Consider the following 26,312-nt stretch of genomic DNA (forward strand, 5'->3'; position numbering starts at 1 on the left):
CCCGTGTACCTGCGCGCATTCAAGGAGCAGCTGCTGAGCGGGCCCGTCGAGGCCAGGCCACACGACGGGGAGTACATCAGCCGCTTCGAACGCTGGGATGCCTTGGCGAGTGTGCGCAGGAGGCCCCGGCGGGACTTCGAAGGCAAAGACCCCGGGCACTTCTTCTTCCCGCCGGAGCTCTACCCCGTGGTACTGCACCCGATGGTCGCCTCCCGAGGGGAAGGCGTGGTCAGGGGACTGCTGCTGCAACGTCTCTACGACTACCTGGACTTCACGACCGAGCTGGAGAACCTGGCCGTCATACCCGTAGCGACCAAGATCAGTCGTGGCCGCTCGGGGCTGAATTTGCCCGAGCACATGAGGGCAGATGCTCACAAGATAGTCACCGACGAGGCCTGGCACGCCCAGTTCTCCGATGACTTCGCCCGTCAGATCGCCACCTCGACGGGCTCTGCGCGCCTCGGCGCGGAGAATTCCGCCGGACCCTCGTTCGTCACGCGACTCGACGAACTGCGGGACCAGCTGCCCCATGCCCTCAGGGGCGTGGAGAGCCTGCTCTTCGGGATCGTCAGCGAGACACTGATCTCGGGCATCCTCTCGGACATTCCGAGGGACGACCGGCTGCCCTCCGCCGTGCGGGAACTCGTTCGCGATCACGCCGAGGACGAAGGACGCCACCACGTCTACTTCCGCTCGGTACTCAGGCACCTCTGGCCCGCGCTGACGCCTTCGGAACGACGCGACGTGGGCCCCCTCGTACCCGGAGCGATCCACGCGTTCCTCGAACCGGACTACGACCGGGCCGCTTACCACCTCGGCGGCATCGGCCTGAGCCGCGACGAGATCGATCAGGTCATCTCCGAATCCTGGCCGGCTCACCAAGTCCGGCACGACATCTCCGCAGCGGCGTCCCAGCTCACGCGCTACTTCGCCGAGGTGGGCGCGCTGGACGACGTCCGGACGCGGGACTCATTCGCACAGGCAGGGCTGGTCGGCACCGTCCGCGAGTCCGAGCAGACCGGCTGCACGCCGAGGGAGGTCACGGCGTGACCACAGAGACGACCGCCGCACCCAAGGCCGGCGTGGCTCAGGTGTTCTGGAAGTACTGGCTGGCCACGACGGTCAGCGAGGTCGGCTCGGCCATGACCGCGGTGGCCCTGCCGCTCGTAGCGGTGACGGCCCTCGACGCCACCGTTCTGCAGACGACGCTGCTCGCGGCCACGAGCCAGGTGGCATGGCTGATCCTCTCGCTGCCTGCCGGAGTCATCGTCCAGCGTGCCCCGCTACGGCGCCTGCAGGTGACCCTGGACCTGGTGAGACTGGTGGCGATCGGCTCCGTACCGGTGGCCTGGTGGATGGGGCAGCTCACCTATCCCCACGTCCTGCTGGCAGCCTTCGTCAGCGGCCTGGCAACCGTACTCTTCGCCATCGGAAACACCACGTTCCTGCCGGCCATCATCGAGAAGGACGAGCTGAGCTCCCGCAACAGCCTGATGTCGGGAACCCTCGCGGTCACCCAGACCGGCGGACCTTCCCTGAGCGGCCTGCTCATTCAGCTCACCGGGCCCGTCGGTGTCCTGGCCATCGACGCGGTCAGCTATCTGGTTTCCGCCGTCACCCTGCGGACCCTGCCCGAGCGCAAGCCCGCCGCGCAGCCGCAGGCCAGCCCCCTCCAGCTGATCCGTGAGGGCTGGAACTTCGTGGTCCGCCATCCCGTCATGCGGCCGACCATGGTCTATGCCACATTGATGAACTTCGTGAACGCGGCCCTGGTCGCCCTGACACCGCTGTACCTGGTACGCGAAGTGAAGGCATCGGCCATGGTCGTCGGGCTGGTCATCGCCATGGACGGCGTGGGCGCGCTCCTGGGCTCGACCGTCGCGACGAAGGTGTCCCAGCGCGTGGGAACCGCACGGGCCATGATCGTGGCCAGCGCGTTCGGCGGAACACTGGCGCTGGCCATTCCGCTGACGACCTCGATGACGAATGTCTTCTTCTACGGGCTCGGCATGGCCGGCTTCTCCTTCGGCGCCGTCATCGGCAGCATCATGGCCAGGACCCACAGGCAGACGGACTCGCCCCCGGAGCTCCTGTCCCGGGTGATGGCCACGGTCCGCTTCGTCTCGTGGGGTGCGCTGCCGCTGGGCGCCGCGCTGAGCGGCTTGCTCGCGTCGGCCACGGGAGTGAGGACGGCGCTGTGGGTCACCTGCGCGAGTACCCTCGTCGCGCCCTTGTTCCTCCTGCTGTCCTCGGTGGGTCGTCGCCGTAACCTGAGCGATCACCCCCAGGGCTGACGGGCGTCCGGTAGCAGGAATTGGTAGGTAAACCGGTGAAAGGCCATGGAATGCAGACAGCGACAACAGACGGCTGGCTGGCAGCTGTCGAAGCGAGGAACCTGCTGCCCGAAGGGACCCTGGCGGCGTATGTCGTCGGCTCCACCGCCCGCGGCTGGGACAACGCACGAAGCGACTTCGACATCTATGTCGTCCTCGATGCCGATGAATTGCCGACCACGCCGAATTCGATCCCTCTGCCGCTTGACCCACCCTTTATCCGAAGTGAGGTCTTCTTCGAAGCGGGGAAGCGCTGGGAGGTGACCTACTGGCTCGACAGCCAGATCGACCAGATACTCTCCAAGGTCTCCTGGGAAGCCTACGAAGCAGGCACCATCGCCGAGAACACTCTGGTCAAGAAGGAAGAGCAGTCACTGGCCCGGCTGGTCAACTGCCTGCCGCTCCGCGGCCAGGAATGGCTCGATCAGGCCAGGAAGAAGCTCGCGGAGACGGCCTTTCGGTCGTTCACCGTCGTCCGCTCCCTGGTACTGGCCGATGACGCCGTCGAAGACGCTCTGGGACAGATGGACGCGGGCGACCTGTACAGCGCCACGATGTCGGCCCGCATCGCATTCGGTTATTCGATCGACGCGCTCCTCGACGGAGAAGGAGAATACGGAAGCCACCAGCCCAAGTGGCGCCCCAATCGTTTCAAAGCGGCAGCACCGTCGGCGATTTCGTTCGAGGACTACTGGAAGATCGAGACCATGCAAGATTTCGACCCTGCCGACCCCCGACCGTGGATCACAAGAGTCCTCACCATTTGCCAGGACATTGCCATGCGCGTGGAGACCTCATGAGCGAGCAGACCACGCGCGACCTCGACGCCGTACCCCGCAGGGTGCTCGGCACGCGCATCCGCCTGGTCCGAGGCGACTACTGGATCGGCGGGGAGGGCGACGCCCTCCAGCTCACAGGGCCCGCCAACATCATCTTCGCCGCCCTGGACGGCCGGCGCAGCGTCGCGAGCGTGATCCGGCTCGTCGTCACCGAATACGACGTCGACCCGGAGGAGGCCGCCGCGGACGTCTGGGAGTTCCTCGACGACCTGACGGACAGAGGCATAGTCGCGTGGTAGCAACATTTCCCAGCCGGGCCCCGATGCCTTGATCCGGCTGCAGATCGATGACGCGACTCTGTACAGGACCCGCCTGACGATCAGTCCCCTGTGGGAGACGATCGGCAGCTTGGCCATCCTTGCCCGCTATCGCGGAGACGTCCCGAACCCGTACACGAACTGGGCCCGGTCGGTCCGGCCCGGGATGCCGGCCGAGCTCAGCCGGGACCTGGTGGACGCGATGAGACACCGCGACTCCCTGCTCCTCGATCCGGGCTTCGTCCCGGTGCCGAGTCCGTCCCGCAGCAGCATCACGGACGAGTTGGAACACCTCCGGGCCACGCAGCCCCGTAACGACCGAACAGACCGTGTCATCGGCCTGCTCGAGCGGTACTGGGACTGGGCGATCGCTCCTCACTGGGGTTCGATCAGGTCTTCCCTGGAGGAGGAAACCCTCTTCCGGGGACGCACCCTCGTGGTCCAGGGTCCCGAGGCGATGCTCCACGAGCTGGACGGCCGGGTGATGTGGTCGCACCCCACACTGACCGCGCCCTACCATCACGACCTCGATCTCACCGTGACGCAGTCCCAGTTGCTGCTCGTGCCGACGGTCTTCGCCGGCGGCCTCCGTCTCTTCGGCAGACAGGAGGATGCGATGGCGATGGCCTACCAGGCACGCGCCACCGGCTACTTCCACGTGCTTTCCGAGTCGGTCCTGAACCAGGAGTCCGACGACCGGCTGGCGCTTCTCCTGGGCAAAGGCCGGGCCCAGGTGGTCCGTGCCCTGGAATCACCCCAGACCACGACCTCACTGGCCGGCACCCTGGGTCTGGCGAAGAGCACCGTGTCCCAGCACCTCACAGTGCTGATCGACTCCGGGATCGCATGGAAGCAGCGGGTGGGCGGCCGGGTCTTCTACGAACTCGACAACGACGGGCGGGCGTTGCTCGGACGGCTGGGGCAACCGAGTCGGGTGGCCCGGTCGTCCATCCCCGGGTGAGCAAGGACGACACGGCGGTGCGCAAGGACCGCTCCGGGGGTGCGCAAGGACCGGCCCCGGGGGATCAGGAGTTCACCCCAGCGGACGGCGGCGGACCCGAAACGGAATCATCCACCCGATCGGCAAACGACCGTATTCCCTTGTAACCACCGGCTTTGGCCTCATCGGGCCACCGAAGACTGGAATCGCATTCGGCAATCGGACAACCTGTCATTCACCGCATCTCATTCCCCGAGACATCACAGGTTTACGGTTTACAACCCGCCCACTGCGCCTTTAGGTTCACTTGAGAGTCGGCGGGGGGGCCGAGTTCAGAACCATGGATTCACCGGACAGAACTTGTGTCCCTGGTGCGCGCCTTCCCTCCTTCGATAACGGAACGGAACAGCTCACAAGGGTGGTCGAAGTGCGCGCACAGCAAAACCCTGCGGAATCGGGATCCAGGACCGGACGCCTCGTGGCCGTAATAGGTCTGGACGGAGCCGGCAAGTCGTCCCAGGTACGCATGCTCGGCGAATGGCTCCGCTCCCAGGGCGTCCCGGGCCAGGCCCATCAGAGCGTCACCATGGCACCTGTCCGCAAGGCCCTCAACGCCATGGCCGAACAGGAAGGTCTGGCAGACCACTTGGAGCTCATCGGCGGGGAGACCATGCGTCTCGTCTCCGCCTGCTCCCAGCTGGCCCGGGTCGCCGCGTTCGAGCCGATCCTCAAGACGTCCCCCGACATCGTGATCCTCGACCGCTTCGTCTACTGCCAGTACGCCCTGGCCAAGGCGGAAGGGGTTGGTAGCGTAGATTTCCTGCGCAGGCTCCTCGGAAACGCGCCCAAGCCGGATCTCACAATATTCCTGGACGTATCCCCGGCCGAAGCGGTACGCCGGATCAACATACGCGGAATCGACGAAGAGAGCGCGGAGTTCCTCGAATCCTTCCGGTCCGCGTACATCGATCTCCCCGAGTTCACCGAATTCGTCTCGGTTCCGGGTGACGGCGACTTCGAGACGGTGCAGCTCGCGATGAGACAGGCGATCATCGACGCGTTCCCCGAGAACTTCGCGAACGTCGCGGCCGCCTGAGCCTCTGCTCTCGTCGCCGACCCGTCGGCCGGCGGCTGTATTTCCCGCTGACATACGGAATCGGAATCTGACGGACCAGGCTTCGGGCGGCGCCTGAACAGGCGCCCCGAGCCGCTGTGAGCCGTCCTGATACCTGTCACCCGACACCTCACCAAGGCCCGGCACTCCGAGCCGCTTCGAGCCACGCCACGTCGATTACCTCGGCGATGCCGGTGGCCCTCGTCCTCACGCCCGGCCACTAGGGCCATCGCCCGGCGCCAGCCACCCATGGGCCGCCTGATGCGTCGTCGCCAGCCGCCGTGATCGCAACACACCTGGCGCTGAGCGAACCGCGAGGCAGCCGAACCTGCGGGTTCGACTTCAGCAATGCACCCACCAACGAGGGGATCACGTCATCAAAGGCTCCATCGTTCTGGTCAACGACACTGACGAACTCGAAATCGTGCGGTCCATCCCTCAGGAGCGGCAGCACCGACTGACGCAACTGATCGCCGCACTCCGCCTGTTCTCCCGATGGGGGTACGACGAAGGCGAGGGCTTCGCCGGACACTTCGCGTGCCGGGACCCCGAAGTGACGAACGCCTTCTGGGTCAACCCCGTCGGGGTGCACCTGTCGATGATCGACGTCGACGATCTCGTACTGCTCGACTACGAGGGCAACGTGCTGGCCGGCCACCACCCCGTCAACATCGGCGCTCTGGTGCTCCACTCCCGCGTGCACGCCGCCCGGCCGGATGTCGTCGCGTCAGCACATTTCCATTCCCCGTACGGACGCATCTGGGCCAGTACCGGCCGGGTACTCCCGATCATCAGCCAGGACACCTGCGCCTTCTACCAGGACCAGGCGGTGGACCACGAATTCGGCGGTCTTCCCCACAGCTTCGAAGACGCCCAGGCAACCGCCGAGTCGCTCGGCGATATGAACACGCTGATCATGAAGTACCACGGCCTGCTCACCGTCGGAGCCTCGGTGGAGGCAGCCGCCTGGCGCTACATCACCCTGGAGAGGGCTTGCAAGGCGCAGGTGCTGTCCGCGGGACTCGGGCCGCTGGAGCCGATTCCGCACGATGTCGCCCTCAAAACGCAGCGCTACGTGGCCTCCGAGGAAAGCGCGCGCGTGCAGTTCCAGCCCCTCTACGACTACATCGAACACGTCGACGGGGCGTGGACCACTGACGCGTCCCGCATGCCCGTGGTGCCCACCGCCACTCCGGTCTGATCCCCTCCGCCCTCAGACGGCCTGCCGCAAGGCGAACCGGAGGCCTGGTTACGGCAATTCGTGCGGATCAGCCCACCATTTCAGGAGGACCGTTGAAGACTCAGCTCACCCGGCCGGAACTGGACAGCTTGCCGTCCTACCTGCCCAGCCCCATCCCGCTGGACAGCAGTGGGGCTCCGCAGGTGAACAACGCCGCGAGACTCGCGCTCAACGAGCTCCCTTTCGGGCCGCTGCCCGGCGTTCTCGACGCGATCATCGCCGCCGCCGGTGACACCAACCGATATCCCGACATGGCAGCTCTGGCCCTGCGCAAGGCATTGGCCGACCGACACGGACTGACACCGGATCGAATAGTGACCGGCTTCGGGTCGGTCTACCTCCTTGAACTGCTGCTGAAGGCCGTATGCGCACCGGGCCAGGAGTTCGTGTTCTCCCAGCGGTCCTACGAGGCATATCCAGTCGTCGCAGTGGGCGGCAGCCTGCGGCCTGTAGCAGTACCCTGCACCGATGATTTCCGTCAGGATCTCGACGCGATGGCGGCGGCGATAACCGCCGACACCCGAGTGGCCCTCATCTGCAATCCAAACAACCCGACCGGCACTGCCGTCACCCGTGCGGAGCTCACCAAGTTCATCGACTCCGTCCCGGAATCGGTCCTGGTCGTTATGGACGAGGCCTACGGTGAGTTCGTCACGGATCCCGAGGTGCCGGACGGCTTGGTCGAGTACAGCGACCGCCGCAATGTCGTGGTGCTGCGCACCATGTCAAAGGCCTGGGGCCTTGCGGGCCTGCGCCTGGGTTGGCTGGCTGCCGCACCGGAAGTCGCCGAAGCCATGCGCAAGCTCCTCGCCCCCTTTGCCACGAGCACCATCGCCGAAGCCGCCGCACTCGCCGCTTTCGGGCAGGAGGACGAGGTGCGCCGCCGGGTCGACTGCATCACTGCGGAACGTGCCCGCATGTTCCCGGCACTGAAGGAATTCGCACCCCGGACCCCGGAGTCGCACGCCAATTTCTTCTGGCTCCCCATGGAAGATCCCGCAGCCTTCGCGGCACACTGCGCAGCCGCCGGGGTGCTCATCCGCGACTTTCCCGAAGCCGCCCGCGTGACCGTCGGCAACCCCGCAGAAAATGACCGGCTGCTCGCGATAATAGCCACGGCGGACAGACTGCTGGAAGCCGGGTAAGGATCGACCAGTGTTTATTCCTCTTGACGCCGACGGCTATCTGATAAATCTTGCCGACGCCGAGAAAGTGGACCGGCCGTGGCTCCCGCTGATCGAGAGTCTGGTGGATGAGTACCGGGCACGCTATCCAGATCTCGCCAGCATCTACGTGCGGGGATCGGTCGCCACCGGTACGGCCGTATTCGGATATTCGGATCTCGATCTGATAGCCGTGACGTACGAGGAGAGTGCGTTCGACAGGGTCTGGATGGCCGAGGCTGTCGAACGAACGCTCAGCCGGCACTCGGTTTCGGTGGACATCGATCTCGCGACGACGTCCGCGAAAGCGGTTCTGACGGACCGGAAGAGCGGATTCTACATCAAGACGCAATCGGCTCTGATGTACGGCGAAGACTTTGCGCCACGGATCTCCCCTTATCGGATTGACCCCGACGCGTTCAGTCATCTGTTCAATCTCGAACTCGATCTCTCGGCGGTCCGCTACGCGATGGACGGGGCCTCCGAGGCATTGGCGCAAACCCTGGTCCTGCGACTTGTGAAGCGAGTTCTGCGGGCCGGTCTGGAATTGTTTGCCGAACGGCAGCAGGTATATACGCGCGACCCTCGGACATGCTGCGAGCTCTTCGGGCAACAGTATCCTGAAAAGGCTGCTGCCATGTGGAGCGCTCTGGATCTGATGGCCGGTTCCACCGATCCCGGCGAGTGTCTTGAACTCATCGAATCATTGATTCAGTGGCTGGTGGCCGAGCGGGCGCGTATTTACCCACTGGAAGTGCCGAAGATTGCCTTTATTGACGACCTTGGAGTCTGAGGCGTCGCCGGACCTCGGCGGACCGAGCGGGGCGGCCCGGCATGGTCTTTCCGAAACTTTTCATCTGTTGGCTGTCGGGTCGTCCGCGGGGGCGCGCCACGCCGGAGGGACACCCCTTCGGTCCATTGGTGATGGGCCATCGCGCTGACGCTGCTGCGCGCCTCCCGCTGACCGCGGATATGTCGGTCAGATCATGTGAAAGGAGGCCCAATCAGGCGCTTCCGGGCCCATCTCTTCGGTTCCCCAAGGAGCAACACGCATGAGTCCTGAGAAGAGGACCGCATCCCGTCTCGGCCCCCTCCCCCGGCAGGGGAGGTATCTCGCAGGCAGCGCGGTGGCGTCGCTGGCCGTCGTGGTGCTGGGCCTCGCCACCCCGGCGCTGGCGTACGGCACGAGCCCGCTGCCGTCGGCGTCGGCAGCGGTGGCCGGCGGTGACCGGTGCAAGGAGCACGACCGCGACCACGACGATGACGACGGGGACCGCGCCTCCGCCGCGCGTGGGGTCGCGGGCGGCGGCTACGACGACGACTGCAAGCGCGGGCCGCGGGGTCCGAAGGGTCCGAAGGGTCCGAAGGGCGACACCGGTCCGACGGGTCCGACCGGGCCTACGGGGTCCACGGGCGCGACCGGGCCCACGGGTCCCACGGGTCCCACGGGTCCGACCGGTGCCACGGGTGCGACCGGCGCCGGGTGTGGCATCGGCGTCGACTCGATCCTGTCCAACAACACGGAAGAGTTCGCCGTCGTCCTGTTCAACGGTGTCGCGTACGCCGGGCACCGGGACGACCCGCAGACGGGTCCCTACAAGTTCGAGGCCCTCAACAACCCCGCGCAGAACCCCGGGTACCCCGACCCCTCCATCGTCTGCTCCGCCAGCATTTCGTCCCTGGGCCAGGTGACGAACTTCAAGGTGCTGACCTCGACCGGCTTCCTGTACGAGCTCCAGTGCACGTCCAACGGGACGACCCTGAACTGTGGGTCCACCGCCCCCCTGGATCAGCGGCCCTGGAACGTGGTCCCGCCCCAGTTCGTGGCCAGCGGCCCCTTCCTCGCCGGCGGGGCGCCCCCGAGCTCCGGCTTCGGGGGGAGGGAAAAGGGGCTCTCGAAGAGCGAAAAGCGCTCCTGACCCGCTCGCGAGCCCGCTGACCGTGCCCGCACCCGGGATCGTCCGGGTGCGGGCACGAGTTCCTTTTGGGGCTCTGACCTGCGGTGATGTCGTTCAGGAGGGGTCGCGGCGGGTTAATTGGCGGGAGGCGTCCCCCGGATGCCGTAGAGTTGGGTTTACCGACGCGGGGTGGAGCAGCTCGGTAGCTCGCTGGGCTCATAACCCAGAGGTCGCAGGTTCAAATCCTGTCCCCGCTACTAGAAACGAAGGCCCGGATCCCATGGATCCGGGCCTTCGTCGTGTCCGCCGTCACCCGACCGGTCCGGTCCGGTCGCCGGACGGGGCCCGGGCGGCCAGCCTGGAGGGGCGGGGCTTCCGGGCGGCAGGAGAGCGGCGTGGGGCTGGGCCGGCAGGGCAACGGTGGGAGCGCGGACGGTGCCGCCCGGCGGGTGGTGCGGATCCTGCCCTTCGTGCTGATCCTCCTCGGGCTGGTCTTCGACGTCGTGACCCCGCCCAGCTTCACGGGTTCCCCCTTCTTCTCCGCCGCCCCGCTGATCGCGGCCCCGCTGTTCAGCCTCGGGGCGACCGCGCTGACCGGGATCGTCTCCTCGGCGGCGGTCGTGGCCCTGCACTTCTACAACGGCACCAGCTGGAAGGCGGAGGCGCTGACCGAGCTGGTGACCGTGCTGACCGTCTCGGGGCTGGCCCTGCTGATCAACCGGGTGGTGCGGCGCAGCGGCGAACGGCTCGCCTCCGCGCGCGGGATCGCCGAGGCCGCCCAGCGGGCCGTGCTGCCGACCCCGGCCGAACGGATCGGCGGGCTGCACGTCGCCGCCCGGTACGAGGCCGCACAGGCCGACGCCTTCATCGGCGGGGACCTCTACGCCGTGCAGGACACCCCGTACGGGGTGCGGCTCGCGGTGGGCGACGTACGGGGCAAGGGGCTCGGCGCGGTGGAGGCCGTCGCGGTGGTGCTGGGGGCCTTCCGGGAGGCGGCGGAGACGGAACCGACCCTGGAGGGGCTGGCGCAGCGGCTGGAGCGGGCGCTGGCGCGCGAGGGCACCCGGCGCGACGGCCTGGACGCGGTGGAGGGTTTCACCACCTGCGTGCTCGGGGAGGTCCCGGCCGGCGCCGGACTGCTGCGGCTGGTCAACCGCGGGCACCCCGAGCCGCTGCTGCTCTACGCGGACGGGGGCCTGTCCGTGCTGGCCCCGGCCGAGCCCGCGCTGCCGCTGGGCCTGGGCGAGCTGGCCGAGGGCCGGCCCGACACGGCCGGGGAGTGGCCGTTCCCGGCCGGCAGCACCCTGCTCCTGTTCACGGACGGGCTGACCGAGGCGCGGGACCGGACGGGGGCCTTCTACGATCCGGCGGTCCGGCTGCGGGGGCGGGTCTTCCCCGGGCCGGCGGAGGTGCTGAGCGCGCTCAGCAGCGACGTGCGCCGGCACACGGGCGGCGGGACGACCGACGACATGGCCCTGCTGGCGGTGGGGCGGGCGGGCGAGGGGCAGCCGGAGCGGAGGCGGACGGTCCCGGTGGTGCGCCGTGAGGACGGGGAAGGTGACGGTGCGTAGCTCATGAGGGGCCGAGCGCAAGGTAGTTGACGGCCAGTCGTTTGGCTGCTGTGGCTGGAGTGGCGAGGGAGGGGATTCCCTTTCGTGTTGGTCGTGGGCGTATGCGGCTTATGCGGCGGCCAAAGTTGTTCAGGGGGTGGCCGATTGGCGTTAACGATCATTCGCGTCAGCTTGGAATCACTCCCCCGCGTCTATTACCGTTTGATAACGCAGCGCGGTCGTCCAGCCGTCGGCACGACGGCACCCGTGCGCGTTCTCGTCCCTGAGGAGCGTGCCCCCGTGGCCTCCAACTCGCCTGCCCCCGAAGGCACCGAACTCCAGGAGACGCCCGGCGCGGGCGCCTGGGGCGAGTGGAATCCCACGGAGGACTCCGCCCGTCCGCTCCGCGGCAAGCACCGGGTCCTCAAGCCGCGCGGCGGACTCGCCCGTAGCTCGACCGTGCTCGGCGTCGGCGTGATCGCGGCGGTCGGCGCGGGAGGCATCGCCACCGCGCAGGACCGCCCCCAGGTCGCCATATCCGTGCCCTCCCTCCCGGACCTGCTCGGCGGCGGGGACCACGGCGGTGCGGCCGCCGCCCAGGCCGACTCCGTGACCGTTCCCCGGCAGGCCGACGGGCAGCAGGCCGCCCCGGCCCAGGCGCACGGCGACGCGGGCGAGGCGCTGCGCCACCGCATCCTGCAGCAGGCCGAGTCCCAGCAGGACGCCGCCGAGGCCCAGGCCCGGGCGGACGCCGAGCGGGCCGCGCGCGAGAGCGCCGCGCAGGAGGCCCGCAACCAGAAGGAAGCGGTCGACCGGGAGGCCGAGGCGGTCCGCGCGGCCGCCGAGAAGGCCGCCGCGGAGAAGGCGGCCGCGGACCAGGCCGCCACCGGGCAGGCCGAGACCAAGGCGGCGGCGGACACGGGCTCCGGCGGCGGCCCGGCGGTGAAGGCCTCGGGCGGCTGGTCCCTGCCGACCTCCTCCTACACCCTCACCTCGCACTACGGCGACTCCGGCTCCATGTGGTCCTCCGGCCACCACACCGGCCTCGACTTCGCCGCGCCGACCGGGACCCCGGTCAAGGCCGTCGGCGGTGGCACGGTCGTCTCGGCCGGCTGGTCGGGCGCCTACGGCTACCGGATCGTGCTCCGGCTCCAGGACGGCACCGAGGTCTGGTACTGCCACCTGTCCTCGATGGCGGTGACCTCCGGCGCGGTCGGCGCGGGCGACACCATCGGCCGGGTCGGGGCGACCGGCAACGTCACCGGCGCCCACCTGCACCTCGAGGTCCGCAAGGGCGGATCGACGGTCGACCCGCTGACCTGGCTGACCGCCCGGGGCCTCGACGTCTGAGCCCCGCCCCTACTCCGGGTTCGCGGGGCCGGGGCTCAGACCGGGGCCGCGGAGAGTTCCGCGCGCCTCGGGGCCGGTACGGCCACCGGGACCGCCTGCCGCGCATGGCGCGCGTGGGTCGTGGCCGGTGGGCCGGAGCGCGGCGGGAGCAGTTCCTCCAGCACCGCCGCCCGGGCCAGGGCCGGCGCGGCCGTCGCCCGGCGCAGCCAGAGCCGGCGCAGCAGTTCCCGCTCCCGCTCCGTGAAGCCGGGGTCCCCGTCCGGGCCCGCGTGCCGGGCCTGCCGGCGCAGCAGAGCCAGGGCGGCGGCGTCCGCCGCGTAACGGGACACCGCGCGGGCGGCGGGACGGCCCCCGGTGGTGCGGGCCAGGTCCCGCGCCAGGGAGCGGGCCGGCATCGAGGCCAGCGCCGGCACCTCCGCCGGACCGATCCACCCCGCGGCCGCGTACACCGACAGCTCGGCGGCGATGACCCGCAGCCGCTGGCGCCGCATCCGCACCGCCAGCCACAGCAGCAGCCCGAACACCGGGACCATCACGCAGCCGTAGACCCAGTAGAACCCGTACCTCCCCACGTGCGACGAGCCGTTCCACACCGCGTGCGCCGCCATGGCCAGGGCGAGGCCGAGCAGCGGGAGCCCGGTCCGGCGGGCGCGGCGGGTGCTGAACGCGGCCATGCCGAAGCCGAGGCCCGTGAGCACGGTGAACAGCGGGTGCGCGAAGGGGGAGAGCACGACCCGGACGAAGAAGGTCGCCGCCGTCACCGAGTCCAGGGCGCCAGCGCCCTTGGCCAGGTCCTCCTCGAAGGCGTTGCCCAGGTAGAGGACGTTCTCGGTGAAGGCGAAGCCGGTCGCCGTGAACCCGGCGAAGACGAAACCGTCGGCCGCGCCGGCGAACGGCGGTCTTCGGAAGGCGAACACCGCGAACAGGGCCGCTGCCTTCGCGCACTCCTCCACGACCGGAGCCACCGCCACCGAGCCGAGGAGGTCGGCCGCGGAGGGGTCGGCGGCCTCGGCCATCCACTCCGTCGCGAAACTGTTGGCCAGTATCGCGATCAGCGCCGCGGTGCAGGCCCCCCAGCCGAAGCAGAACAGCAGCTGCCGCCAGGGGCCGGGCGCCGCCCGGCCCAGCCACCGGAACGCCGCCATCAGCGGCGGCACCGGCAGCAGGGCCAGGCCGAGGCCTACGAAGAAGCCGGCCGTACCGGTCTGCTCCCGCACGAGTTCGAGGATCGCGGCCCCGGTCGCGCCGAGCAGGACGACGAGCACGCACGCGCGGGCCGTGCCCGACGGGCGTGCGAGCACACGGGAGAGCGCTCGGAGCACATGATGACCCTACAGAGCCGCTCGGACACTCGGAGTGACGTTTATCGGTTCTTGGGTTCTGCGTTGGGTTCTGTGCGAGTGAAGAGGAGGTCGTGTACGACGTGCCCCTTGTCGAGGCCCTGGCCCTCGAACCGGGTGAGCGGGCGGAACTCCGGGCGCGGGGCGTAGCCGCCGTCGGCCTGGGTGTTCTCGAACTCGGGGTGCGCGGTGAGCACTTCGAGCATCTGCTCGGCGTACGGCTCCCAGTCGGTCGCGCAGTGCAGCAGCGCGCCGGGCGCCAGGCGGGTGGCGGCCAGGTCGAGGAACTCCGGCTGGATCAGGCGGCGCTTGTGGTGGCGGGCCTTGGGCCAGGGGTCCGGGAAGTACACGCGCATCCCCGCGAGGGAGGCGGGCGGCAGCATCTCGCGGAGCAGGATGATGGCGTCGCCGTTCGCCACGCGGACGTTCGTCATCCCGCCGCGCTCGGCGAGGGCGAGGAGGTTGCCCTGGCCGGGGGTGTGGACGTCGGCGGCGAGGATGCCGGTGGTGGGGTCGGCGGCGGCCATCTGGGCGGTCGCCTCGCCCATGCCGAAGCCGATCTCCAGGACTACGGGGAGGCCGCCGAAGAGGCGGTCGAGGTCGATGACCTCGCGGCCGTCGATGTCCAGGCCCCAGGTGCCCCAGAGGCGCTTGAGCGCCTCGCCCTGGCCGGTGGTGACCCGGCTGCGGCGCGGCTGGAAGCTGCGGATCCGGCGCTCGTGGTGCGAGCCGGCGGGGTCGGGCGCAGGGCCGTCGGGAAACCGCGGCTCGGTCCGCCACTTGGGCGGCACGTACGCGTCTGCCTCCGGCGGTGCGTCGGGGAGGCTGGGCTGGGGGTTCAGGGACTCAGACACAATGCGGCCGATTCTACGCCGGGCGGCGGCTTCGAGCCGGGCGGCGGCGGGGTGGCCGGGCCCCTCCCAGCGGTAGCCGGGGGAGATCGAGGCGGGACGGTCAGGCCGACTGGAGGACGCGCAGGGCGCGGCCGGCGATTTCGCGGCCGATCGGGAGGGAGGCCGTCGCCGCGGGGGAGGGCGCGTTCAGGACGTGCACCGTGCGGGGGGCCTCGCGGATGAGGAAGTCGTCCACCAGCGTCCCGTCCCGCAGGACGGCCTGCGCCCGGACCCCCGCCGCGGCGGGGGTGAGGTCCGCTTCCGTGACGGCGGGCAGCAGGCGGCGTACGGCCTCGGTGAAGGCCGCCTTCGACAGGGAGCGGTGGATCTCGCCCGCCCCGTACCGCCAGTGCCGCGCGGCCATCCGCCAGGATCCCGGCCAGGCCAGCTCGGCGCCGAGGTCGCGCGGCCGGACGGTGCTCCAGCGGTAGCCCTCGCGGGCCAGCGCCGGTACGGCGTTCGGGCCGACGTGGACCCCGCCGCCGATGCCCCGCGTGAGGTGCACCCCGAGGAAGGGGAACGCCGGGTCGGGGACGGGATAGACCAGCCCGCGCACCAGCGAGGGCCGGGCCAGGTCGTGGTACTCGCCCCGGAAGGGGATGATCCGCATGCCCGGGTCGTCACCGGCCAGCCGGGCGATCCGGTCGCACTGCAGGCCCGCGCAGTTCACCAGCACCCGCGCCCGCACCACCCGCCCCGAGGTGGTGCGCACCGCGACCGCGGACGGGCGGCGTGAGATCAGGTCCACCTCGGCGCCGTAGACGATCTCCGCCCCGGAGGACTCGGCGAGCTGCGCGGCCACCTGGCCGTAGTCCACGATCCCGGTGGTGCCGACGTGGATCGCGGCCAGGCCGCTGACCTCCGGCTCGTACTCCGCTATCTGCGCCGGTCCCAGCTCGCGCACCGGGATGCCGTTCTCCCGGCCGCGCTGGACCAGGGAGTGCAGGCGCGGCAGCTCGGAGCGGTCCGTGGCGACGATCAGCTTGCCGGTCACCTCGTGCGCGATGCCGTGCTCCGCGCAGAACTTCACCATCTCGGCGGCCCCGCGCACCGCGAAGCGCGCCTTGAGGGAGCCGGGGCGGTAGTAGATGCCGCTGTGGATCACCCCGCTGTTGCGGCCCGTCTGGTGCAGGGCGGGCCCGGACTCCTTCTCCAGCACGGTCACGCGGGTCCCGGGCGCCAGGCTCGACAGGGCATGCGCCGTCGACAGGCCGACGATCCCGCCACCGATCACCAGCACATCGCAGTCCACACCGCCGCCCACGCTGACACCTCCCACCCCTGCATCTTGCACCCCGCCACCGACAATAGGGGCTACGCGGGAGTCACCAGCAGCGGCCGGGCACGTTCGCGCAGCTCGGCGACGCGCGGCTCGTCCCCGTACGGCTCCAGGCGGTGCAGCAGGTCCCGCACGTACTCGGTGGTGCGGGCGGAGGAGATGCGGCCCGCGACCTCCACGGCCCGGGTGCCGGCGGCGCAGGCCGCGTCGAGGTTGCCCGACTCCAGCTCGGCGACCGCGCTCACCACCAGGCGCAGGCCGTGCGAGCGCACGTACTCCTCCGTGGGGCGGGACAGGGCCTGCTCGGTGAAGCGGCGGACCTGCCGGGGGAGTTTGAGGTCCCGGTAGCATTCCGCGGCATCCGCCGCGAAACGGTCGTACGAGTAGAAACCCAGCCAGGTCGGGTCGGGATCCCCCTCGCGGGAGCGCTCCAGCCAGCCCTCCGCCGCACGCAGGGCCGAACCGGCCGCCGCCGAGTCCCCCGCCTTCGCGTGCGCCCGGGCCTCCACCAGGCGGAAGAAGCTCATGGTGCGGGCGGTGGCCAGGCCGCGGTTGCGTTCGACGGCCGCCTGGGCCAGGTCCACGCCCTCGTCGGGGAAGTCCCGGTAGGTCGCCTGGAGGGACATCGAGGCCAGCACGTACCCGCCGAGCGGCACGTCGGCGGCCGCGCGGGCCAGGCGCAGCGCCTGGATGTAGTAGCGCTGGGCCGCCTCCTGCTGGCCGGTGTCGAAGGCCATCCACCCGGCCAGCCGGGTCAGCTCCGCGGTCGCCCCGAACAGGGCGCGGCCCACCTCGTCCGTGTAGGAGCCGAGCAGCAGCGGCGCCGCGTCCACCCGCAGGCACTCGGGGACCATCGACGAACGCCAGTCCCCGCCGCCGTACTTGGAGTCCCAGCGGCGCGCGTCCTCGGCGGCCTCGCGCAGCTTGGTCACGTCGCTGTGGCCCACCCGCTGAGGGGAGGCGTCCGGGAGCACCGCCGCGGGGGCGGCGACCGGTGCCGGCGCGGCGGTTTCCGTCCCGGGGCGGACGGGCACAACGCCCTGCGCGGGGGCTTCCGGAGTGCGCCGGGGCGCGGCGACGGAGGCGGCGCGCACCGGAGCCGCCGTACGTACGGCGCCGACACCGCCCGCGGGGACGGGCGGTCCGGGGTCGGAGGCGGGGCCTGGCTCCCGGGCCACCGAGCTGTCCGCGGGCGATATCAGCCACCGAGAGGCCGGCGTCGCGTAGGCGGACACCGAGAAGGAACCGGCGAGCGACTGCCAGATCCCGCCACCGCCGCGCCGCCCCGCGAGGTCGAGCCGGTACAGGTCCGTCGCCGACCGCACGGCCGCGCCGACGTCGCGCGGGAAGGCCAGCCCGACCTCCGGCGCGGGGTCGGCATCGGCCAGGCCGATCTCGTGCAGCGGCACCGGACGGCCCAGCTTCGCGCCGATCGCGGCGGCGATCAGGTGCGGGGCCGCGCCCTGCGGCACCATCCCCTTCGACACCCACCTCGCGACCGAGGTCTTGTCGTACCGGAGCGTCAGACCGCGCTGCGCTCCCAGGTCGTTGACCCGCCGGGCCAGTCCCGCGTTGCTGATGCCCGCCAGGGCGAGGACGGCGCCGAGCTTCTCGTTGGGCTCGCGGAGCTCCCTGGACATGCGCCACCCCTCGTCACACGCGGAACGCAGACGCCGCCGGGGCATAGGCGCCCGGCATTTCGTAAACCCAGCGTAGTTCCCCGCCTCCCAAGCGTTAAGGCCCCGAGTTCCGTATGGCGAGATTGTTGTCCGTGCGCACCGTCCGCCGGGGCCCGCTCCCCGGGGCGTACGCCTCGGATCGTGCTCCGGCCGTGTGGCCGTGCGCCCGGCCGTGCGCTCTGGCCGCACCCGGGGCCCGGCGATTCGATGTGCCGTGCGTGGGTCGGCCCGCCGGGTGGATCCGGCAGGCCGGGGGATGCCGCTGCCTCAATCCCCGCGGGTGGCGGAACGGTCCGGGGGGTGCGATCAGGCCTCCCGGACCGCGCCCCGCGGCCTCCCGCCGCTCCTCGCGCGAGGACGCCTACGGGCACTCAGTACGGCCGAAGAATGGCCGAAACCGACCTATGGGGCGGTGGGAACGGAACGCCAAAAACCGTGTGGCCGAGGCGTGTTCGTTTACCTGTGCGCCCCCGAAGCCGCTCCCGCACGCCCGTCTCGTGGCAGCATGGACCCCGAGCCACCGGGGTCCCGCCGGCCGCGCCCTCAGCGCCGACCACGTCGTCCGTGCCGCCCGTTGCCCCGGTCATGTGCCCACGGGCTGGGGGAGGCGGCGGTGCGCTGGTTGGTCGGGTGGAGCAGTATCGCCGCGAGCTTCGGCACGGCCGGACGCGTCCCGCCGCCGGCCGGCGGGACCTCGTACGACACCCCCTACGGCGAACCCCTGCACGGCGGGATCGCCGACGCCGCCCACGCCGACGATCCCGCAGGCCAGGACGCCGAACGCACCGTCCACCCGGTCGGCGCCCAGCTCCTGTGGGGCGACCCCGACCCCCTGTGGGCCGTCGGCGACTGGCGCCCCGACGAGATCCGCACCGTCACCGCCGACCCGGCCGACCCCTTCACCCGGCTCGCCGTCCTCGGCTGCTGCGGCGCCACCGACGAGGAGCTGCGCCGCGCCCTGTACGCCGCCCGCGGCGGCGCCCTGCGCCACCTCACCGAATGGCCCGGCAGCTACACCGCCGTCGTCCAGGCCGGCCGGCGCATCACCGTCCTCGGCGACCTCGCCGGCGCCCGCCCCGTCTTCTACACCCCCTGGGCGGGCGGCACCGCGTACGCCACCGCCGCCCTGCCCCTCGCCGACCTCATCGGCGCACAGCTCGACATCGGCCACCTCGCCGCCCTGCTCGCCTGCCCCGACAGCCCCGAGGCACTGGGCGACGGCACCCCCTACGCCGGTGTGCGCCGCATCCCGCCCGGGCACACCCTGATCCTGCGCGAGGGCTCCCGCGAGATCACCGGGTACGAGCCGGTGGCCTCCCTCGCCGTGGCCGCCCCGGAAGCCGACCCGGAGGGGGCGGTCGAGGGAGTGCGGGAAGCGTTGACGGCCGCGGTGCGCGCCCGGCTCACAGCCCCCCGGCATGCTCCCGACACCCTCCTGCCCGACCCCGGACCCGTGCCCGGAATGGGCCCCGCCGACCGCCGCGCCGCCCGCGGCGCCCCCGCCCCCGGAGTCGGCGCCGACCTCTCCGGCGGCACCGCCTCCGCCACCCTCGCCCTCCTCGCCGCCGGACTCCCCGGCGCCCCCGGCACCCTGCCCGGCTCCGGCTCCCGCCTCCTCGCCGTCACCTTCAACGACCTCGCCACCCCGCGCGGCCGCGAAGCCGAACTGGAACGCGCCCACGCCCTCGCCGCCGACCCCCGCCTCCACCACGTCGTCGTGGCCGCCGCCGAGGAAGCCCTCCCCTACGCCGACCTCGACGGCCCCCTCACCGACGAACCCGGCCCCTGCCTCGTCAGCGCCGCCCGCGACCGGCGCCGTCTCGCCGCCGGCTCCGCCGACCACTTCACCGGCCACGGCGCCCGCCAGGTCCTCGACGCCCACCCCGCCCGCATGGCCGACCTCCTGCTCGACCGCCGGCGCCGCCACCTGCTGCGCCCCGTCGCCGCCCTCGCCCGCACCGCCCCCGAAGGCCCCCTGCTCGTCCCCTTCTCCGTCTACTCCGCCGCCCGCCGCCTCGCCCGCACGCCGTACCGCACGGGCATCGAAGCGGCCGCGGCCCGGCTGCGCGAGGGCGGCGTCACCACCGCCGCCTCCGGGCCGGTCGACGCCTCCCTGGCCGCCCTCACCTGGTCCCGGCCCGGACCGGCCGCCGGCTGGCTGACCGGGGAGGCACTGGCGGAAGTATCGATCCGCCTGCGCGCCGCCGCCGGACGCCCCCCGCTCTCCCTGCGGCCCGGCGAGGCCCGCGCCCGCGCCCTGCTGGCCCGCCACGCCGCCGACCACCGGGTCTTCGAGCAGGCCGTCGAGGTCCGCAGCCAGCGCCTGCACGCCCCGTTCCTCGACAACCAGGTCGTACGGGCCGCCCGCGCCCTGCCGGAGTCCCTGCGGGTGCAGCCCGGGGCCCGCGCCGAGATCCTGCGCAGCGTGCTGGCCTCCGCCGGGGTACGGGAGCTCCCGCCCGGCTGGGGGGTCTCCGCGCCGGGGCCGAACGAGACCGCCGTACGGCTGGGGCTGCGGGCCGCCCTCACCTCCCTGCTGGCCCTCTTCAACGCACCGCTGCTGGCCGACGCCGGGCTGGTCGAGGCCCGCGTGGTGCGGCAGGCGTTGACCGACGCCGCCGACGGCCGGCCCGTACCGCTCGACGGGCTGGCGGAACTCGTCTCGATGGAACTGTGGCTCCGCCGGCTGATGTCCCGCCGGGGCACCTGCTGGACGGGCACGTCCACCCCCCGCCGCCGAGCGGTCCCACCCCTCCCGACCCCCCTTCCCCGCCTCACCGCAACCCCCCTCCCACCCCTGCCCCTGGGCGGCCCGACGAGCCGCTAGCGGCCCGGGGGGCCGGGGTCCGGGGGCCGGGGGGCCGGGGGGGCGAAGCCCCCCCAGGGGTCCGGGGCGCAGCCCTGGGGAACGGGCGAAGGGCGGGGCGGGGAGAAAACCCCCGCGGCCCAGCGCAGCGACCCGGCAGAATAGCCCGGTGCGGTACCTCATCCTCGGCCCCACCGAGGCGCGTGACGAGACGACCGGCGCCCCCCTCACCCCCGGCGGCGCCCGCCTGCGCGCGCTCCTCACCGCCCTCGCCCTCCGCGCCGGAACCCCGGCCCCCGCCCCCGTCACCGACCTGGTCGACGAGGTCTGGGGCGACGACCCGCCGCAGGACGCCCCCGCCGCCCTCCAGGCCCTCGTCGCCCGCCTGCGCCGCGCCCTCGGCTCCCGCGACAGCATCCGCACCGACCCCGCCGGCGGCTACCGCCTCGCCGCCGACCGCGAGGACGTCGACCTCCACCGCTTCACCCGCCTCGCCGCCCTCGGCGCCGAACAGCTGACCGCCGACCCCGCCACCGCCGCCACCACCCTCCGCGAAGCCCTCGCCCTCTGGCGCGGCCCCGCCCTCACCGACCTCCCCGAGCCCGCCCGCACCGGCCACGCCGCCGCCCCGGAGGCCCGCCGCACCACCGCCCTGCGCGACCGCGTCGAGGCCGACCTCCGCAGCGGCGCCACCGCCCCGGCCGCACTCCTCCCGGAGATCGAGGCACTGATCCGCGAGCACCCGTACGACGAACCGCTGCGCGCCCTCCAACTGCGCGCCCTGGCCGCCGCCGGCCGCCCCGCCGACGCCCTCGCCGCCTACGAACGCACCCGCCGCGACCTCGCCGAAGGCCTCGGCGCCGACCCCGGCCCGCAACTGCGCGCCCTCCACGCCGAACTCCTCCGCCCCCCGCCGCCCCCGCCCGCGCAGCCCCGCGGCAACCTCCGCCCCCGCCTGACCTCCTTCGTCGGCCGCGAACCCGAACTCGCCGCCCTCGCCGACGACCTGGCCCGCGTCCGCCTCGTCACCCTCACCGGCCCCGGCGGCTCCGGCAAGACCCGCCTCGCCGAGCACGCGGCCGCCGCCCAGCCCGAATCCGGCTGGCTCGTCGAACTCGCCCGCCTCGACCACCCCGCCGCCGTCCCCGGCGCCGTCCTCAGCGCCCTCGGCCTGCGCGAGAACAGCCTCGTCGCCCGCGAGAAGACCCCCGCCGACGACGACCCCACCGCCCTCCTCGTAGAGCACTGCGCACACCGCCGCCTGCTCCTCGTCCTGGACAACTGCGAGCACGTCATCGACGCCGCAGCCGCCCTCGCCGAGCAGCTCCTCACCCACTGCCCCGGCGTCCGGATCCTGGCCACCAGCCGCGAACCCCTCGGCGTGCCCGGCGAGTTCCTGCACCCCCTCGAACCCCTCCCGCCCGGCCCCGCCCACCGGCTGTTCGCCGACCGCGCCACCGCCGCCCGCCCCGGCTTCCGCCCCGACGAGGACCCGGCCGCCGTCGCCGAGATATGCGCCCGCCTCGACGGGCTGCCCCTCGCCATCGAACTGGCCGCCGCCCGTCTGCGCCTGCTCACCCCCCGCCAGATCGCCGACCGCCTGGACGACCGCTTCCGCCTCCTGACCGGCGGCGCCCGCACGCTCCTGCCCCGCCAGCAGACCCTGCGTGCCGTGGTCGACTGGTCCTGGGACCTCCTCGACACCGCCGAACGCACCGTCCTCACCCGGATGTCCGCCTTCACGGGCGGCTGCGACCTGGACGCCGCCGAAGCCGTCTGCGGCCACGGCGGCCTCGACGTCCCCTTCACCCTCGGCTCCCTCGTGGACAAATCCCTCGTCACCGCCGTCCCCGACCCCGACGGCATGCGCTACCGCCTGCTGGAGACCATCCGCGAGTACGCCGCCGGACGCCTGGCCGCCTCCGCCGACGAGGCCCGCGCCACCGCCCGCCGCCACGCCGCGTACTACCTGGCCCTCGCCGAACGGGCCGAACCGCTGCTGCGCTCCGCGGAACAGCTCCCCTGGATCAGGCGCGTCGAGACCGAGTTCGACAACCTCCGCTCCGTCCTCCACACCACCACCGGCCGGGACCCGGACCTGGAGACCGCCCAGCGGCTCGTGACCGCCCTCGCCTGGTTCCTGTGGCTGCGCAACTACCGCACCGAGGGCGCCGAATGGGCCGGCCGGGTCCTCGCCGCCACCCCGGACGACGCCCCCGAGGGCTCCCCCGCGTACTGGCGGGCCATGCGCCTGCGGGTCCTCCACATGTTCCTGCTCACCGAGAGCAGGGGCGCCGCGGGCTTCCGCACGCCCGAGTACGCCACCCTCGCCGCCCGCATCAGGGAGGTCTTCCGCCAGGGCTGTCCGGAAACCACCCGCTTCCCCGGCATGCTCTGGCCGGCGACGGCCTTCCTCACCGGCGACGCCGCCGGCTTCCAGCCCGACCTCGCCCGGTCCGTGGAGAACTGCCGCCGCCACGCGGGCGACTGGGAACTCGGCGTCACCCTCCTGATGCGCGCCCACTCCGCCATCGACATGACCGGAGGCCTCGACACCGTCGACGCCGACCTCGCCGAACTCCACGCGATCGCCCGCCGCTGCGGAGACCGCTGGATCCGCGCCCAGGTGGCCAGCGCCGCCGGGGAGGCCGCCCTCTCCCGGGGCCAGTACGACACCGCCCGCACCGAGTACGAGGAGTGCCTGCGCCTCGCCCGCGAGGTCGGCGCCCAGATCGAGGCGCCCTTCGCCCTCGCCCGCATCGCCGAGGCCGCCTACTGCGCCGGGGACTACGACACCGCCGAACGCCTTCTCGCCGAAGCCGACCGCGAAGCCGACCAGCACGGCGGGGTGTACGACGTGAGTTCGTTCGCCCGGCTCCTGTCGGCGATGCTCGCCCTGCGCCGCGGGGACACCGACCTGGCTCGCACCGAGTGCGCCCGCTCCCGCGCCGAGGCGGCACAGATCAACCCGCCCCCGCAGCTCGCCGCCGGGCTGGAGGTCGTCGAAGCCGCCGTCACCGCCCGCGAGCACGGCCCGCAGGCGGGTCTCGCCAGGATCGGGCCCGCCCTCGCCGAGGCGGTGGCCGCCCACTGCGCGGAACGCGTCCTGGCGTGCCTCGCCGAGACGGCGGCCCTGTTCCTGGACGGTGCAGGCCGGCCGGCCGCGAGCGTACGGGTCCTCGCGGCGGCCTCCGCCTGGCGCGGGGACCACCCCCGCTCGGTGCCGGAGGAAACGGTCCTGGACGGGCTCCCGGCCCGCACCCTCGCCGCCCTCGGCGCGGCAGCCCACGCGGAGGCGGAGGCGGAGGGCCGCGGCCTGACCCCGGCCGAGGTCGTCGCCGAGGTGGCCCGGCACATCCCGCTGCTCAGCGGCAGCTGATCACCGCGTCGGCCCAGCTCGCCAGCGTCGGGAGGCTCCCCTGCCCGGCCTGCTCCACCACCAGCCGCAGTGTCGAACGCCCGGCCAGCGGCACCTGGACGGCCGCCGGGGCGTCCCCGTACCCGAGCACGCCCGAACGCCACAGCCGCTGCCCGTCGGCGTAGACGGAGAACCGCACCGTCCCGTCGGTCAGCAGCGACAGCCCGTCCACCCCGGCCCGCGCCGAGAAGGAGGTGCACTGCCTGTTGAGGGTGATCTCCACCGACGACCGGGAGCTGACGGTGATCCCCTGCCCGAACCGCTGTCCCCCGGCCACCAGCGCCCACCGCTGCCACACCCAGCTGCTGCTCCAGGTCTCCAGCTCCGGACCGGTGTGCCGGCCGAGGACCGAGTGCTCCAGCCGGGCCAGCGGGAACGCCTGGGCGGGCAGCGGCGACGGCGTGGGCCTGGGCCGGGACGACGAGGGCGACGGCGAGGGCTTCGGCCGCGGGGACAGGGACGGGGTCACCGGCGCCGGGGCGGACACCGACGGCGACACGGGCCGAGGAGCCGCCACGGACGGCGTCGCCGTACGCGCGGGCGGTACGGGTCCACCCGCCGCCGGGGCCGGATCCCCCGGCGGGCTCGACTCCGGCGGGGTGGCCGCGGGCGCCCTGGGCACCACCGGCGCCACCGCACTGGGCGCCGACTTCGCCTCCGGCTCGGGCTCGTCCCCGGTCAGGGCGAACACCACCCCGGCGGCGGCCGCGACCGCTATACCGGCGGCGATGGCGGCCTTGGCGGGCAGCCCCAGCCCCTCCGAGACCACCGCCCCGCCGGTCCCCCCGGCGGCACCGGCCCCACCGCCGGCCGCACCCGCGGCCCCGGCAGCAGCCCCCGCGGCCGACGACCCGCCCGCCGCGGCGGCGGCAGCACCCGCGCCTCCCGCGGCGACGACCCCGCCGGCCACCACACCGGCCGCCTTCGCGGCGTACCCGGCGGCGAACCACCCGATGACCGCCACCGGCAGCAGCGCGGGGATCCCCGCGTTCACGTCCTTGAGCTCACCGGCGACCAGCCGGCACTTGGCGCACTCCTCCAGGTGCCCCCGCAGCCCGCGCTCCGCCCGCATCCGCAGCCCGCCCCGCGCGTACGCGCCCAGCCGGTCCGCGTAGCGGGCGCAGTCCCCGCCGGCACTGAGCGCGGAGCTCACGTGCGCCTGGAGATAAGCCTGCTTGAGGCCCTCCCGGGCCCGGCTGGCCAGTACCGCCGTCGCGTTGGCGCTCAGCCCGAACAGCGGGGCGATCGCACTCGGCGAGGCCTCCTCGACCGTGGTGTGCCAGAGCACGGCCTGCCACCGCTCCGGCAGGCTCCGGAAGGCCTGCATCGCGAGGGACCGCTCGGCCTCGTGCATCGCCCGGACGTCCGCGCCCAGTTCCAGGGTGTCGTCCCCGGACAGCCCGCCCAGCGCCCCGCCGCTCTCCGCACCGGCGGCCGCCTGCTCCGCGAACACGGCGAAGTCCTCGACCAGATGCTCCCGCCGGGCCGTCTTCGCCCAGGCCGCCGCGACCCGCCGTACGGTGGTCAGCAGATAGGCCCGCACCGACTGGTCCGGGCCCGCACCGCCCCGCACCGCCTGGAGCGTCCGCGCGAACACCTCGGCGGTCAGGTCGTCGGCGGTGTGCCCGTCCCGGCAGCAGGTCCGCGCGTAGCGCCGGACGGCCTCGGCGTGCCGGCGGAACAGCTCCTCGTACGCGCCGTCGTCGCCGCCGCGCATCCGGGCGACCAAGTCCCCGTCGGACGGCGGCAGCTCGCCGCCGCCCGCCCCGGAAGCGGCGTGCCGCCCCCGGCCGGGCTCGCGCTGGGCCGGGACCTGCCGGGCGGGCAGGCTGCCCGCCGACGCCCCGCCACTTGCGTCACTGACGCCACCGGGAGACTCGTCCCGCCCGTCAACGCTCATCGCGGAAGCCCCCGCACGACACACTCAGACCGGTCCACCGATCCAGCGTGTCACACGGCAGGGCCGCCCCGGCCCGCCTTCCGCGCCATCCACCCATCCGGGGACAATCCGGCGAATCACCGAACCGCTCCTCACCCCTTCGAGTGACCGCCCGCACCAGCCGCCCAGTTGACCCCAGGCAGCCGGACCGCCGGGCCCGGCCGGCCCCCACCCCTGCGGGGACCGGCCGGACCGACGACACGAGACGGCACGAGACGGCACGGGACGCCAGGCCACGGCAGAAGACGACACCGCCCGCGCGGACCCGCAGCCG

Annotated in this window: 19 protein-coding genes and 1 tRNA gene; 15 read left to right on the top strand and 5 right to left on the bottom strand. The window is 72.6% G+C overall.

Features of this window, described 5'->3' with window-relative positions; translation table 11 throughout:
* The first annotated feature begins 3 nt into the window (after positions 1-3).
* From BX286_RS19715 to BX286_RS19775, 13 genes are all read left to right on the top strand, one after another.
* Positions 4-1,050 carry a diiron oxygenase gene (locus tag BX286_RS19715; protein WP_187344165.1) on the top strand — a complete coding sequence of 349 codons (1,047 nt, stop codon included), beginning with the start codon at positions 4-6 and terminating at the stop codon, positions 1,048-1,050.
* Positions 1,047-2,294: an MFS transporter gene (locus BX286_RS19720; protein ID WP_261993469.1), complete on the top strand. Its 1,248-nt coding sequence runs from the start codon at positions 1,047-1,049 to the stop codon at positions 2,292-2,294. Before BX286_RS19715 ends, BX286_RS19720 begins: the two co-directional genes overlap by 4 nt.
* 50 nt (positions 2,295-2,344) lie before the next feature.
* On the top strand, positions 2,345-3,133 hold the full coding sequence (locus BX286_RS19725; RefSeq protein WP_079428930.1) for a hypothetical protein: 789 nt from the start codon (positions 2,345-2,347) through the stop codon (positions 3,131-3,133).
* Positions 3,130-3,411: a PqqD family protein gene (locus BX286_RS19730; RefSeq protein ID WP_079428931.1), complete on the top strand. Its 282-nt coding sequence runs from the start codon at positions 3,130-3,132 to the stop codon at positions 3,409-3,411. Before BX286_RS19725 ends, BX286_RS19730 begins: the two co-directional genes overlap by 4 nt.
* Positions 3,412-3,520: 109 nt before the next feature.
* The gene (locus BX286_RS19735; protein WP_148710281.1) at positions 3,521-4,390 is read left to right on the top strand and encodes a helix-turn-helix transcriptional regulator; all 870 of its coding nucleotides are present in this window, start codon (positions 3,521-3,523) and stop codon (positions 4,388-4,390) included.
* Between the two features lie 457 nt (positions 4,391-4,847).
* Positions 4,848-5,465: a thymidylate kinase gene (locus BX286_RS19740; RefSeq protein ID WP_187344166.1), complete on the top strand. Its 618-nt coding sequence runs from the start codon at positions 4,848-4,850 to the stop codon at positions 5,463-5,465.
* Positions 5,466-5,904: 439 nt separating this feature from the next.
* Positions 5,905-6,684 (top strand): class II aldolase/adducin family protein, encoded by a 780-nt coding sequence (locus BX286_RS19745; protein ID WP_257790381.1) that lies wholly within the window; start codon positions 5,905-5,907, stop codon positions 6,682-6,684.
* Positions 6,685-6,776: 92 nt separating this feature from the next.
* Positions 6,777-7,868 (top strand): histidinol-phosphate transaminase, encoded by a 1,092-nt coding sequence (locus BX286_RS19750; protein WP_199848310.1) that lies wholly within the window; start codon positions 6,777-6,779, stop codon positions 7,866-7,868.
* Positions 7,869-7,878: 10 nt separating this feature from the next.
* Positions 7,879-8,679 carry a nucleotidyltransferase domain-containing protein gene (locus tag BX286_RS19755; protein ID WP_079428936.1) on the top strand — a complete coding sequence of 267 codons (801 nt, stop codon included), beginning with the start codon at positions 7,879-7,881 and terminating at the stop codon, positions 8,677-8,679.
* A 259-nt stretch (positions 8,680-8,938) separates the two neighbouring features.
* Positions 8,939-9,805 (top strand): hypothetical protein, encoded by an 867-nt coding sequence (locus BX286_RS19760; protein WP_079428937.1) that lies wholly within the window; start codon positions 8,939-8,941, stop codon positions 9,803-9,805.
* A 162-nt stretch (positions 9,806-9,967) separates the two neighbouring features.
* Positions 9,968-10,041: transfer RNA gene (locus BX286_RS19765), tRNA-Met, on the top strand.
* A gap of 138 nt (positions 10,042-10,179) precedes the next feature.
* Entirely contained in the window at positions 10,180-11,355 is a 1,176-nt protein-coding gene (locus BX286_RS19770) for a PP2C family protein-serine/threonine phosphatase (RefSeq protein WP_261993470.1), read from the top strand.
* A 279-nt stretch (positions 11,356-11,634) separates the two neighbouring features.
* Positions 11,635-12,684 carry a M23 family metallopeptidase gene (locus tag BX286_RS19775; RefSeq protein WP_121015671.1) on the top strand — a complete coding sequence of 350 codons (1,050 nt, stop codon included), beginning with the start codon at positions 11,635-11,637 and terminating at the stop codon, positions 12,682-12,684.
* Between the two features lie 35 nt (positions 12,685-12,719).
* Here BX286_RS19775 and BX286_RS19780 read toward each other — a convergent pair whose 3' ends face one another.
* The 4 genes from BX286_RS19780 to BX286_RS19795 all read right to left on the bottom strand — a co-directional run bounded on the left by BX286_RS19780 (position 12,720) and on the right by BX286_RS19795 (position 17,836).
* The gene (locus tag BX286_RS19780) at positions 12,720-14,006 is read right to left on the bottom strand and encodes a PrsW family intramembrane metalloprotease (RefSeq protein WP_121015674.1); all 1,287 of its coding nucleotides are present in this window, start codon (positions 14,004-14,006) and stop codon (positions 12,720-12,722) included.
* 41 nt (positions 14,007-14,047) lie between these two features.
* Positions 14,048-14,878 (bottom strand): tRNA (guanosine(46)-N7)-methyltransferase TrmB, encoded by an 831-nt coding sequence (gene trmB, locus BX286_RS19785; protein ID WP_079428941.1) that lies wholly within the window; start codon positions 14,876-14,878, stop codon positions 14,048-14,050.
* Positions 14,879-14,978: 100 nt separating this feature from the next.
* Entirely contained in the window at positions 14,979-16,211 is a 1,233-nt protein-coding gene (gene lhgO / locus BX286_RS19790; RefSeq protein ID WP_121015676.1) for an L-2-hydroxyglutarate oxidase, read from the bottom strand.
* 20 nt (positions 16,212-16,231) lie between these two features.
* Positions 16,232-17,836 (bottom strand): sporulation protein, encoded by a 1,605-nt coding sequence (locus tag BX286_RS19795; protein ID WP_100863238.1) that lies wholly within the window; start codon positions 17,834-17,836, stop codon positions 16,232-16,234.
* Positions 17,837-18,488: 652 nt separating this feature from the next.
* Here BX286_RS19795 and BX286_RS19800 point away from each other — a divergent pair.
* Both BX286_RS19800 and BX286_RS19805 read left to right on the top strand, forming a co-directional pair.
* A complete protein-coding gene (locus BX286_RS19800) occupies positions 18,489-20,702 on the top strand; it encodes an asparagine synthase-related protein (protein ID WP_261993471.1) in 2,214 nt (737 codons plus the stop codon).
* A 148-nt stretch (positions 20,703-20,850) separates the two neighbouring features.
* A complete protein-coding gene (locus BX286_RS19805; RefSeq protein WP_121015682.1) occupies positions 20,851-24,060 on the top strand; it encodes a BTAD domain-containing putative transcriptional regulator in 3,210 nt (1,069 codons plus the stop codon).
* Here BX286_RS19805 and BX286_RS19810 read toward each other — a convergent pair.
* The gene (locus BX286_RS19810; protein ID WP_121015684.1) at positions 24,047-25,999 is read right to left on the bottom strand and encodes a sigma-70 family RNA polymerase sigma factor; all 1,953 of its coding nucleotides are present in this window, start codon (positions 25,997-25,999) and stop codon (positions 24,047-24,049) included. The genes BX286_RS19805 and BX286_RS19810 overlap by 14 nt on opposite strands.
* Positions 26,000-26,312: the final 313 nt, after the last annotated feature.

The organism is Streptomyces sp. 3211.6 (assembly GCF_003634815.1).
Lineage (GTDB): Bacteria > Actinomycetota > Actinomycetes > Streptomycetales > Streptomycetaceae > Streptomyces > Streptomyces katrae_A.